The organism is Bdellovibrio sp., assembly GCF_047637665.1.
Lineage (GTDB): Bacteria > Bdellovibrionota > Bdellovibrionia > Bdellovibrionales > Bdellovibrionaceae > Bdellovibrio.
Map to the genome: position 1 here is coordinate 47,169 of NZ_JBLJBT010000040.1, position 11,820 is coordinate 58,988.

The 11,820-nt window shown below is 45.8% G+C and carries 14 protein-coding genes; 4 read left to right on the plus strand and 10 right to left on the minus strand.

Annotation, left to right across the window (positions count from 1 at the left end):
- Nucleotides 1-30: 30 nt before the first annotated feature.
- On the minus strand, nucleotides 31-768 hold the full coding sequence (locus tag ACM64D_RS13295; RefSeq protein ID WP_415063712.1) for a hypothetical protein: 738 nt from the start codon (nucleotides 766-768) through the stop codon (nucleotides 31-33).
- Nucleotides 768-1,367, minus strand: coding sequence for a tetratricopeptide repeat protein (locus ACM64D_RS13300; RefSeq protein WP_415063713.1), 600 nt, complete (start codon nucleotides 1,365-1,367; stop codon nucleotides 768-770). The genes ACM64D_RS13295 and ACM64D_RS13300 overlap by 1 nt, the downstream gene beginning before the upstream one ends.
- Before the next feature lie 246 nt (nucleotides 1,368-1,613).
- On the opposite strand from ACM64D_RS13300, the gene ACM64D_RS13305 reads away from it, so the two are divergent.
- Nucleotides 1,614-1,886: an HU family DNA-binding protein gene (locus ACM64D_RS13305; RefSeq protein WP_415063714.1), complete on the plus strand. Its 273-nt coding sequence runs from the start codon at nucleotides 1,614-1,616 to the stop codon at nucleotides 1,884-1,886.
- Here ACM64D_RS13305 and ACM64D_RS13310 read toward each other — a convergent pair.
- Nucleotides 1,883-2,296: a DUF4339 domain-containing protein gene (locus ACM64D_RS13310; RefSeq protein ID WP_415063715.1), complete on the minus strand. Its 414-nt coding sequence runs from the start codon at nucleotides 2,294-2,296 to the stop codon at nucleotides 1,883-1,885. The genes ACM64D_RS13305 and ACM64D_RS13310 overlap by 4 nt on opposite strands.
- On the minus strand, nucleotides 2,293-3,924 hold the full coding sequence (locus ACM64D_RS13315) for a ChaN family lipoprotein (RefSeq protein WP_415063716.1): 1,632 nt from the start codon (nucleotides 3,922-3,924) through the stop codon (nucleotides 2,293-2,295). Before ACM64D_RS13315 ends, ACM64D_RS13310 begins: the two co-directional genes overlap by 4 nt.
- A gap of 78 nt (nucleotides 3,925-4,002) precedes the next feature.
- Here ACM64D_RS13315 and ACM64D_RS13320 point away from each other — a divergent pair, with 78 nt between their 5' ends.
- Complete coding sequence (locus ACM64D_RS13320; protein WP_415063717.1) at nucleotides 4,003-5,205, plus strand: DsbA family protein; 1,203 nt, start codon at nucleotides 4,003-4,005, stop codon at nucleotides 5,203-5,205.
- On the opposite strand, the gene ACM64D_RS13325 is transcribed toward ACM64D_RS13320, so the two are convergent.
- Nucleotides 5,206-5,796, minus strand: coding sequence for a hypothetical protein (locus tag ACM64D_RS13325; RefSeq protein ID WP_415063718.1), 591 nt, complete (start codon nucleotides 5,794-5,796; stop codon nucleotides 5,206-5,208).
- Between the two features lie 144 nt (nucleotides 5,797-5,940).
- Between ACM64D_RS13325 and ACM64D_RS13330 the strand changes: the two genes are divergently transcribed.
- Entirely contained in the window at nucleotides 5,941-7,062 is a 1,122-nt protein-coding gene (locus ACM64D_RS13330) for a hypothetical protein (protein WP_415063719.1), read from the plus strand.
- Here the strand turns inward: ACM64D_RS13330 and ACM64D_RS13335 are convergent.
- Nucleotides 7,059-7,385, minus strand: a complete 327-nt coding sequence (locus ACM64D_RS13335; protein WP_415063720.1) for an STAS domain-containing protein — start codon at nucleotides 7,383-7,385, stop codon at nucleotides 7,059-7,061. The two genes, ACM64D_RS13330 and ACM64D_RS13335, sit on opposite strands and share 4 nt — an antisense overlap.
- A gap of 133 nt (nucleotides 7,386-7,518) precedes the next feature.
- Here ACM64D_RS13335 and ACM64D_RS13340 point away from each other — a divergent pair, with 133 nt between their 5' ends.
- The gene (locus ACM64D_RS13340) at nucleotides 7,519-9,927 is read left to right on the plus strand and encodes an LPS-assembly protein LptD (protein ID WP_415063721.1); all 2,409 of its coding nucleotides are present in this window, start codon (nucleotides 7,519-7,521) and stop codon (nucleotides 9,925-9,927) included.
- Between the two features lie 26 nt (nucleotides 9,928-9,953).
- Here the strand turns inward: ACM64D_RS13340 and ACM64D_RS13345 are convergent, their stop codons facing one another.
- The 4 genes from ACM64D_RS13345 to rplS all read right to left on the minus strand — a co-directional run bounded on the left by ACM64D_RS13345 (nucleotide 9,954) and on the right by rplS (nucleotide 11,789).
- Complete coding sequence (locus tag ACM64D_RS13345; protein WP_415063722.1) at nucleotides 9,954-10,292, minus strand: hypothetical protein; 339 nt, start codon at nucleotides 10,290-10,292, stop codon at nucleotides 9,954-9,956.
- Between the two features lie 32 nt (nucleotides 10,293-10,324).
- On the minus strand, nucleotides 10,325-10,717 hold the full coding sequence (locus tag ACM64D_RS13350) for a YraN family protein (protein ID WP_415063723.1): 393 nt from the start codon (nucleotides 10,715-10,717) through the stop codon (nucleotides 10,325-10,327).
- On the minus strand, nucleotides 10,665-11,294 hold the full coding sequence (locus ACM64D_RS13355; protein ID WP_415063724.1) for a ribonuclease HII: 630 nt from the start codon (nucleotides 11,292-11,294) through the stop codon (nucleotides 10,665-10,667). Before ACM64D_RS13355 ends, ACM64D_RS13350 begins: the two co-directional genes overlap by 53 nt.
- A gap of 120 nt (nucleotides 11,295-11,414) precedes the next feature.
- Nucleotides 11,415-11,789, minus strand: coding sequence for a 50S ribosomal protein L19 (gene rplS / locus ACM64D_RS13360; RefSeq protein ID WP_415063725.1), 375 nt, complete (start codon nucleotides 11,787-11,789; stop codon nucleotides 11,415-11,417).
- Nucleotides 11,790-11,820 lie beyond the last annotated feature (31 nt).

Here is an 11,820-nt window from a genome sequence, read left to right on the forward strand (position 1 = left end):
TTCAGGGAAATTCAAAATCAGGACTCTAGTCTAGAGTTCGAAAACTCTTTGCCGATAAAGCTCTCTCATCTGACGGAGTTCAGCGGCCTGACGTGCCTTCTTTTCTTCGAGCTGCTTCTTCTTTTCAGCCTCAGAAGCGATTTTACGCTCAACGAGACCTTGATAGATCACGCTGCTTTTCTCAGCAAGATCACCCCAGTTTTCGCGAAGATGGACAACCTCTTTGATAAAAGACTCTTTAGATCCACCATAAAGAGAATTCCATAGTGGCAGATGTTCCTTCATATCGATCGGCTGTATCATTCCGAATTCAGACTTTCCTTGAGAGTTCAAACCTGACATCCAAAATTCAAAACCTTCTGGGACATTCAAGGTTTTTCCATCTCGCAACGTGACCACCAAGTTGGCATTCATGTTTCTAACAAGAATTCGATTCCCTTGATCGACAACCCAATACTGCCCCCGTGTCGCCGCCAGATCCCCGTAAAGAGTTTCTAGATTCATTTGCGAACCCTTTTCAACCCACAAAGTTCCCTTGATAAGGCGCCATTGCTGACTGCTCAATCGCACAAGAGCCGTGTTGGCCGGAGCATGAATCTTTACTGAATCCTGAATCAAATGAAACGCATTCCCAGTAACCTGAATCGCACAGGCCTCTTTCGATTTCAAACAGGACGAAGGCTGCTCGATGAGATCCCCCGAAGCCCGCACTCGAACTTCCATCTGGAATGCCAAAAGAAATAAGGTCAGTCGAATCCACTTCTTCATTAGTATTCAACACTTTGTGCAAGCTTTTTCGCCTGCCTTTTGAGGTCTTCGTTTTTGAAATTCTTGAACACAGTTTTATAAATCTCAGAAGCTTCTTCTGTCTGATTATTCAGTTCGCTGATTTGACCCATTCGCAAAAGAATAAAACCCGTCAAGTCATGCTGCGGGTATTGAGTCACCATGGTATCAATTTCACTTAAACTGCTGCGAAAGTCCTTCTTTAAGAAGTAGCTTTCAGCAATAAAAAAGCGCGCTTCAACCCCGTGTGAAGACAAAGGATATTTATTTAATAGTCGACTAAACTCCTGAATGGCTTTGTCATAGTCTTTACTATTAAAGTACTTCTTTCCTTTTTCATAAAATACAGACGAGAGATCCAAAGACTCATCACTGGCCGGAGCCCTTACCACAGAGGCAAGATTACGCAGCTCATACTTTGCCTGAAGAGTTTTATCATTAGGAAGAACCTGCGCCACGGACTGCTGAAAATCCTTCAACTGATAAGTCAGCAATGAATTGTTAAATCTCTCTTTTTCCACCTGTTTTTGCAGGTCCGCCAAGCGCATTTCATATTGTTCATGGCCATTAAAATGACCCACGAAGACGCTATAGAGCCCCAGAAATCCTGCCGTTATACACAAACAAAAAATTATGAAAAAAGAGTTCTGATTTTTCATGTCTCACTTATCGGCAAAAACCGATAAATATTGAGACTGTCTTAATAAGAGACAGAGTTCTGGTCGTAGGTATAGAGCGCAGCATCCTAGACCCAGCAAACTCATTTAACTTGACCAATTTCTATCGCAAATTTAGGTTAAAAACCTTCGAGTTAAGGACAAATCCAAATGAACAAAGCTCAACTGATCGAACTCGTCGCCAAAAGAACCAAGACAACGAAGACACAAGCAGAACAAGTCCTCGATGCCACCCTCACGGTCATTGAGGAAGCTCTCAAAAAGGGCGACGAAGTCAAACTTGTTGGATTCGGAACTTTTTCTAAAAGTGCGCGCAAACCACGCCAGGGCCGCAACCCCAAGACCGGGGAAACCGTGAAAATCCCTAGCTCGTATGTCCCTCGCTTTAAACCCGGAAAAGATCTCAAAGACGCATTGAACTAAACGGAAAACTCGGGACGGTCGGCAATTCGACACCAGCCACTCAGACCCGCCTTCCAAACATACTGCTGCCCAGAGATATTTTTATTCAACAATCCCTCACGCAGTTCACGCGCAGAAAATGGACCTTCCTGAACAGTCCCCTTGCCATCAACCGTGGGCACCAGCAAAACCCATTCTTTTTCTTCTTCAGAAAAACTGACTCCTGGGATGTATCCTTGAGTGGCAGGAAAGAGAGTTCTTTCAAAAACACCCCACTCCCAAGCCGGCCGCCAAGAGCCTTCCTCATCGTTTGAAATCAAATCCTGAGGACCCACTTCCCCACGATGAATAAGAAGTCGCATTTCTTCAAGAGTTAAAGGCCCCTGAGGTTTGAGATTTCGATTGTAATACCAGGACGAGGTATTCTTCATAACTTTTCCCTTTTACTGTGAAATGGCGTCGGCAATGACTCTATCACTTCCACGATGTCGTAGTATGCCACACTAAAACTTTCTGCATCCACTGACTTCTTCAAAAAACTTAGGATTGTGGCCGGAGCTATCATCTTCTTTCTATAACCACCATAAAGTCTTTCCCCCAGCATGCCTCCCAGCAAGACTGCGGACACCATATAGCTCCACTTTTTCCGAGGACGAGCCTGAAGACGATGCGTGGACACCCCTGTAATCACCATAAGTTCATGCATCTTTTGCGCAAGAGCCAACTGCAAGGCCTCTTTACCAAGATCCGAAGGTCCACGCGATGACAAACTGGCTTTAATGTCCGCCACGGTATCCGTTTTTCTTTTATGATTGATAATCTTAGAACCAAAATAAGCAATTCCTTCAAGCCAAATCTGACCCAAGAAATCTGCGGGCATCTCAGAAAGAACTCTTTTCGAGTCACTGATGCGGGCATGCACATACCTCATCGCCAAAGCGGCGGCGTGATTCACAGTGCCGCGAGCAAGATAGGCCGCACCAATTTCAGGCAAATAAAAAGACATTCCGTCTGCAATCATCGACTCAATCCAACGTAACTTCTTCGCATCGTAATGATCCCGCACTTGCGTCCAAAAGGAAGCATCTCGAGCCGTATAAACAGATAGATCCGCCACCGTAACCGGGACCCCCAGCTCTTCTGAGATGATCTTTACATATCTCCCCACGTGATCCGTATAATCCAAAGATTGCTCGTCAAAATCGTCATCCTCTTCATCCAATTCCAGATCGTAAGCCTGCTCTAAATACAAAAGGTAATTCTGCCACTTCACCCAAGGAGGAACGCTCATCAAACAGAAAACATTCTGTGAAATTCGCACCAAATCTGTGGTTGCCTCCAACTCGCGAGCCAGCAACTGAAAATAGATTCTTTCGGAATTTTGAAAAACCCGCAGGATCTTTTTTGCGAAAGAGGGCCCCAGGATATTCACAATTTCCTGAGGAATATGAGCCTGCGCCAGATGCAGATCCCCATAAATCACAAAGATCAAATGATCTGGATTGTCATTAACGAGCCCCGCAATTCTTTGCGCCGCAAATATATCGCGGGAACGCAACGTGGTCGCATTTCTCTTTTTATACCCTTTATTAATACCGCAAACTGAAATCTTATGTTTCTGGGCCCAACGTAACAAGGGGCGATAGTGTTCCCAGGGGAATCCCCATTTATTGTGCCACTGAATCGCCTTAAGAAACTCTTTCTCGGAAATTTTTCCCGAAAGATACTTGTTTATTTTATCCTGATCGGCGGCCTCAAAAAACTCGACCGCCAAAATGACTTTACGCTCCTTGGGAATATGCCTTAAAATCCGAAGCTGAGCCTTTTGCGACTGATGAAGAGCGTGAAAATCCCCGACCATCACAACCTGGGACTTTTCCATCTGTTCCCACAAAGCTTCTTTCGTGGAGGCCGTCCACTTTTTAGAGAACTCCTTGTCGTAAACTTTATGATAACGCATCAACTCTGGGGTGTCTTCCCCGAGTCGGCGACGGACCTGCCGTTCCATTTGCAGGTAAAGATCTTTACGAATACGAATCCATTTTTGTAAGTCGTTCAAGCTGTCTTCCTTGATAGCTCTCTGATTTTTACATAATTTTGATTGATTTCAAACACGAAACTACGATTCAATGGGGACATGAAAAACGCAGCCAATAAAAATAAATTCCTTCTTTTAGCCTTTATTGCCACTTTGATCGCCGTTGGAGTGCATGGATACCTGACTCAGCACTATTATGGCCTCAAATTTGGAACGGCCGGCGGCGAGTCTGTCTGCAATATCAATGAACTCATGAATTGTGACGCTGTGACTGCCAGTAAGTTCTCAGCCTTCCTAGGGGTTCCGGTTGCAATGTGGGGCCTGGTCACCAACATTATTCTTCTTTACTTCCTTGCCGTCACCCGCTTCAACCTTGTCCAAGACAAAGCAAAGACCTCTCGCTATGCTCTCCTCCTCTCTGGAGTCACTGTTATCGCGTCCCTGGTAATGGGCCTCATTTCAACAACCATGAGCAACCTTTGCCTATTCTGCATTAGCGCCTATGTTCTTTCCTTCATAGGACTTTTCGGCACTTGGAAGGGGGCTGAAGACGTCAGCACGACCAATCTTCTGGAAGACATCAAGGACGTTTTCACCTCTGAAAAATGGGTCGGCGGATTCCTCTTGGCCATCCCAGCTCTCTCGTTCCTTGGAAATATTATGTACCTCGAAAGTCATGGCTTTTCTGAGATCGAAAAGATTGCGAAAGAAAAGGTCGCCTACTGGCAGGTCGCCCCTCAGCAAAATTTCGACCTCACAACAGGTTTGAGTTCCCAAAAGAGCTCTGGCGAGCCCACTATGACGATTGTTGAGTTTGCTGACTTCCGTTGTTCTCACTGCAAACATGCCGCCCCAAGTCTTCATGCCTTTATCAAAAGTCATCCTGACGTGAAGCTGATCTACAAACCCTTCCCCCTTGATGGCACCTGCAATGAGGCCATTCGCGGTGGCGGAGATGGAATCTCTTGTGGACTGGCTTTTGCCGTTATGTGCGCCGAGAAGATCAATCAAAAAGGCTGGGCCGCTCATGACTATATCTTTGATAACCAGGAAGACATTATTCGGGCGCAGAACTTAGACAAGAATCTTCAAGATCTTGCCGGGGCTGTGGGAGTATCCAACGAAGACCTCTTGGCTTGCGTAAAAGATCCCGCGACTCAAGACTTGGTTCGCAAAATGGCCAAAGAAGGAGAATCCGCTCAGATCCAAGGGACTCCGACTATTTTTGTAAATGGAAAACTGCTCAGCGGAGGCCAACTGATCCCCGTTCTTGATGCAGCCTATAAGACATTGAAGAAATAGTTAGAAACCAATGGCTTCGGCCAACCAGTTGGCCACGCGCCCAAACGCATCGTCGAAGACGATATACCCCGTCTTCGCGAGGCCATGGACCATTTCCATCCAAAAAGCCAAAAGAATAATAGCTATGGCAGAAAACCAAAGTGCTCTAACGACATAAATCGTTGAGCGAACGTCTTGCACCCTTAAGTCGCCTTGAACTTTCTCAACAACCTTAAGAACATACTGAAGTTCTCTAAAGTGTTCTTTAAATTTCTCACGAAGCTCTTGCTGCTTAGCGCGAGTCAAAGAGTTGATCCCCGGAAAGCTCCGTTTCGCTTTAATCGCATAGATCAAGTCGATAGAATGATTAATAAAACGCGTGATCTTTGATTGAAAATTTGGGTAATCCGAAGGTCTTTCAAGGAAATCTTTAAGTTCCTCAATCGCCTTATCGTAACGCTCATCCAAAACCCAAGTCAGAATATTGAAGCGCAGCGAATCAGGTCGACCTAAATCCGTACGATCCACGCCGATATCAAAAAAGGCATGCTCTTCCTTCTTCTTGATTTCATCTAATGAGGTATTGGCATCTTTCAACGCTGGTACTGACATACCCTTTCTTTTCGGAACTTTCTTCAAGATGTTGAAGGTCTTTTCTCGCTACCTTGGTCTAGTCTTATCGACCTAAGTTTGACTAAACCCATCCCATATTGAGAAAATCAGGGCTGGGCGACCTAGACTTCATGGAGGAGGGCTATGGAAACCGAATCTTTCCAGACCACGAAATTAAGCCATTTAGATTTTGAACCGGAACAACAGCCCGTGGGCCAAATCCCATTGCCTGACGAGCTTCCCAAACGTAATGACTTCAGTCATCTCCCCAAGGAGATTTTAAAATCTTCCACGGTTGAAAATCTGATCTCACAAAACGAAGACCTGATGGCTCGCCTTAAGGTGTCCTTGCGTCGTCTTTCGATCTTAGAAGTTGAAAACCAAAAGCTGTCCGACGAGTCCACCAAGGCTCGCCTTTCGCAATCTTCTGTTACAGATCAAATTCTTGTCTGGAAAGAAAAAGACGCCCTTTGGAGACAAAAAGTCGATCAGCTTGAAAGAGAGAAAGAAATCCAGGCGGAAAAACTTCGCGCGCTGTCTGAGAAGACTCAAACTATGAGCTCAGACCTCGCTCGCCATGCCAAATACCACGAGAGAATTAAAACACAGGTCAAACCTTACATCTCTCAACTTAAAGAATACTCTCGCACCCAGGATCTCAAGGTTCAACAGTTAGAGAACGCCGTCTCCCAAAAAGAGGGCCAACTTCGCGACCTGCGCCATCAAATCATCGAGGTTACGAAAAATTCACGTTATCAAGTTGAAGCTTCCGAAAAAAAAGCTCAAGAGATGGTTCAATTCTATGAAGAGCAAATTCAAGGCTTGAATCGTGAGCTTCAAATGCTGCACCAGATTCAAGAAGAACTTGAAGTTAAAACCATAAAGCTTCACTCGGCCCTAGAACGTCAGGACGTTCTCGAAAATGAAGTGGTCACTCTTCGCCGCAGCAAAGAAGACATGAAAGAGCGCCTTGAAAAAGAGATCGAGAGACAGCAAGAGCGACTCAGCGAACTCGCCCGTCAGAATCAAAAACTGGGCGTGGAACATGCAGATCTACAGATTCGCGTCGTCGAAGATCAAGAGCGCATCCACAAATTGGAAAAAGAAAACTTCCAATACCTGGAGCAACTTGAAAGTCTGCGTTATATGTGGAATGCCAAAAATGAGGAACACGAAAAGCTCAAGGTCGCTACCAGCGCCTTAGAGCGCCTCAACCTTGAGCTTAGTCAAAAACTGAATGAATTACGTAAACAAGACGGGCTCTAGAAGCTTTGCAGAGCCCCTTCGATACTTTCGTGAACCTCTAAACTAGAGCACTCAGAAAACTTAAAAAGACGTTGAAAATCCGGGTTCAGACCCGCGATTTTCGCGTTGAGCTTATGGTTGGAGTTCAAGTCATTAAGAACACCAAAGAAGTTCTGAATCCCTGAAGACCCCACGAAGCTGATATTCTTCATACAGAAAACCACCTTCTTTTCAGAGAAGTTTTGCAGACATGCTTTCTTGAAGGACTGGGTTTTCTCAATTTCAATACGACCACTCAAAGACACAACGGCGATGTCGCCATCGAGCACAATTTTAACTTCCATGCAGGACCTCACAAATTTATTGAAACGTCCCTTCTTGTCGGCCCAAATTCCTGACGTTTTGAGTCCAAAAAGAGGCTAGGTAAATAACGATTTCCAACTCGACAAACGCCTAAGTGCTCCCTACAATGGTTCCGTGCTTCAGAGCTGGATCTTCTTGATTTCATTCTTAATCGTCTCTGTTTTTACAGAGACTCCCCTGTGGGCTGCCGAACCCACAGCCAAAATCCATGGAATTCTGATTAACGCGGACAGCATGTTTCGAGACACCGAAAAAGAAACTGCGGAACTCGAAGGAAATATTCAAATTGTCTTCCAAGGACAACACATTCGCGCGGACAAAGCCCGGGTCTTTTTGCGCGCCCGTCAGGTGGAGCTTTTTGGCAATGTTGAGATCATGGACGCCAAAAATACCATTGCTGGCGACCAAGTATTTCTGGATTACGAAAACAATACCGGAGTGATCTACAACGGTTACGTACAGTCAGGCTCAGTGATGTTTGCAGGAACCGTTTTGCAAAAAATTGGCGACTCTGAGTACGTCGTGAGTTCTGCAGACTACACCGCTTGTACCAACTGTCCAGCCTCCTGGAGCTTCAGCGGAACCACCGTCCGCGCGGAACTAGGGGGATATGCTTACATCAAAAATGCCGTCTTACGATTTGGCCCGGTTCCCGTTTTCTGGCTCCCCTATTTAATTGTTCCTTTAAAAAGCGACCGCCAATCAGGACTTCTCACTCCGACGTTTGAAGCATCTGACAAAGGGGGCTTTGCCTTGTCTCAACCCTACTTCTGGGCAATTTCCAGAAGCAGTGACGCCACCATCGAGCTTAAAGATTACGCCAAGCGGGGGCTTAAGGGTCTTTTCCAATATCGCTATGTCTTAAATGAAAACTCTCAAGGCATCTTGAATGCGGGAAGTATTTTCGATAAAGCCTTTGCTGATGACACCCGCTTGAATCTTTATCGCCCCGCCAATGAAAAAAATGACCCCATTGAGCGCTGGTTTGTAAAGTACGAACATTACCAAGAAATGCCCGACGGGGGAGTGCATCGAGCCCAGATCAATCTGGCCAGCGATCTTCAATACCCTAAAGACTTCCCTTCAGAAACCTACAATCACGGCGACTCTGCCATGGAAAATCGGGTGTCTTATACGAAGAACACCCGAGACCAACACTATAGCGTCGACTCCTCCTATTACATTAACATCCTCCATGGTGATCCCTTAGCCGGGAATGACAATGCCGTTCATCGTTTACCGGAACTTCGCTTCGCACAAGCCCAAGAAAATATCGGCAATTCAAACTTCATTTATTCTTTAGACTTAAACCTTGTGAACTTTGCGCGCTCCAACAATGCCTATGACGACATGGAAGTTCAGACTATCAATGGCGCCAAAATCCGTTTCCCTAAGAACACCTGCAACTCTCCCAACTGGGAAGACAATCCCAACTGTAAGCGTGTCTATGATGGCTCCTATGATCCCGCTGTCGATCAACTGCGCACTGGTCAGCGTCTGGATTTCCGCCCAACTCTTTACTATCCCGTCAATGTCGGTGAAGGACTGGATCTTTTGCCAAAACTTAGTTACCGGGAAACTCACTACAACTTTAACGTCGACGAACAGCCTTATTTAGTTCGCCGCTATCTTCGCACCGAGATCAGCGGACGCATGAACCTCAGCCGTATCTATGGCGATACAGTCAGCACGAAAGCCACACGCTATAAACATGAGATCTTGCCAGAGATCACCTACAGCCGCCTGCCCTGGATTGCTCAAGATAATCACCCCTTCTTCGGAACTGGTTCTTTATCTGAAACTCCCTACTCTTCTCGAGACAGCATCAATGACTTGGATATCGGAAGTGATTACGGCGTTCAATTCGATTATAACGACCGCGTGTATGATCGGAATCTCCTCACCCTTGCAGTCACCAACAAGGTCACCGAAAAAAGATGGATCGGAGATCGCCCTGACTATCGTCAGATTGGCTATCTCCGATTGGCTCAATCCTACGATGCGACCCAGGAAAACAAACCCAACAAGACAGAGCCCTGGTCTGATATTGCCGCAACCTTGGATATGCGTTTGGATCATTTCCAAACCTACTCTATCTTCAACTATTTCCCTTATCAAAACGTAACCAACGCCTCCTCCCGCGTTCGCGTCCTTAACGACAAAGGGCAGTTCCTGCAAGTTCAACTCACTCGCCAATACAAAATCACTCCAGGACAACCTGTCGATACCAGCAACCGCCAGGAGGACTATACTCTTTCGGCGGGATTTGTTTCACGGTACTTAAATTTGATGGGTAAATTCGTCTATGACGCCAACTGGGCCGAATCCAATACGGGTGACCAAATCAAATCATGGGCGTACGTCGCACAATTTAAGCCTCCGGGCGAATGTATGTTTATTACGTTCATTCACGATCAGGTCACAGGCGGAGACACAAATCTCAAACTCAGCTTTGACTTCACGTTCGACGGCGTACCGAAGCCACCACTTCCTCCTGAAGCGCTGGACTCTTACGGCTTCTAGCGCGAGGCAAGTCGCGAAATTCAAATTTAAAAATTCAATATAGTGCCGGTGATTTGCAGACCAGACACCTTGCCCTCTTCAAATTGCGGGAAGAGGGCAAAGTCTGGTTGTTGGTAGGTCGCGGGAACTTTATTAATTTGATAAATTCCATAGCCGATTCCGGCGTACAATCCTAAAGAAGCACCTTTGGCAACGTTACTCCAGGACTCGCTGGGCTTATCGGTGAATGCAAGACTCACAACCCCAGCGGCCGCTCCGCCCAATGTCCCCCAGGCACAGCTTTTAAGGAAGGCTTTAAGATCTTGAGCTGACGCCAGATGAGCTTGAAAGAGGATAAGACAAACAAGAAGGAGTGCTTTCTTCATGCTTTATTGTCCCCTTGTTGAGGGCCCTTCCGTCAACCACTGATATCCTCAATGACAGTCACAACCCCCTCTTTCGTGACAAAGGCCCAGTGCACTTCAACCAAAGAATCCAATCTGTTTGTTAAAAATTGAAGAGCACGCAGCAGTCGGGCTTTTTGTTTGCGCGAGATACGATAGTTTTGAAACTCGGAAAGATTTGTCGTTTTCACTTCGACCATCAAAGCATGACCTTCGGGCGTCTTGAAAATCAAGTCGATCTCGGCAAAGGGAGTTTTCAATCTCTGCTCGAGAAGTTTATAACCTTTTTCTTCGTAAAACTTTTGAACATGTTTTTCTGAATCAAGCCCACGCTGATGGGCCCAATAGATATCTTTAGAATTTGCCGACGAACTCTTTGACGCCGGCGAAGGACTTGCGGTGGACAAGGCACGGACCGTGGGTCGCGATGCTTTGCTTGTGAACGGGCGTTGAATAGCCTTTGTGAACTTCGAATCCATAATGAGGGTATTGAACTCCCAAATCTTTCATCAAACGATCTCGAGTCACTTTCGCCACAATCGAAGCAGCTGAAATTGGTGCCACACAAAGATCACCCTTCACAACCGTCGTTTGTTCAAAACCCTTGAGACCAGGAATTTTTTTATTTCCATCGACAAGAACATGACCACTCGAAACGCCTAGCTGCTCTACAGCTCTTTTCATCGCCAGCAAGGCCGCATTGAGAATATTGATCTCGTCAATTTCTTCAACCGTTGCACTTCCAATGCCCACTTGATGTTCTTTGAGAATTAATTCGGCCAATTCATCTCTACGTTTTTCGGACAAGAGTTTTGAGTCTGTCACAAGATCACTCAAAGAGTCCGAGCGAAAGATCACAGCCGCCGCATACACGGGCCCCGCAAGGCAACCTCTCCCCACTTCATCAACACCAATCACAGGTGTGGGAGAAAACTCGGTCCAATCAATCTTCGGAAATTCGATCTGTGATTTCTTTTTCGCCATACTCTTCGCCGCCGTATTAAAAGTGCCCGTACTGAAAGAAGTTAGATACAAGCCCAAAACAAAAAAGACCTAGAACGCCGTCCTAGGTCTTTTGTATGTGAAAGCAATCTCCGCCGGAAATTAAGCTTCAGCTTTGTTAGATACAAGTTCAGATTGGATCTTAGCTGCTTTACCTTCCAATGCACGAAGATAGTACAACTTAGAACGACGTACTTTACCTGTAGTCACAACTTCAACTTTATCAAGCGCTGGGCTTGAGAATGGGAATGTTCTTTCAACACCAACACCCGCAGAGATCTTGCGAACTGTGAAAGACTTCGCAGCGCCAGCTCCTTGGATTTTAGTTACGATACCTTTGTAAAGCTGAACACGCTCTTTCTCACCCTCTTTTACTTTAACGAATACGTTAACAGTATCACCAGAGCTGAATGACTGGATGTTTTTGTTTGCAGCTTTAACGCTAACGCGTCTAACGAGATTTGTTTCTTTAGCCATTGCCTAATCCTTGTAGCAGTCAATTTTCACA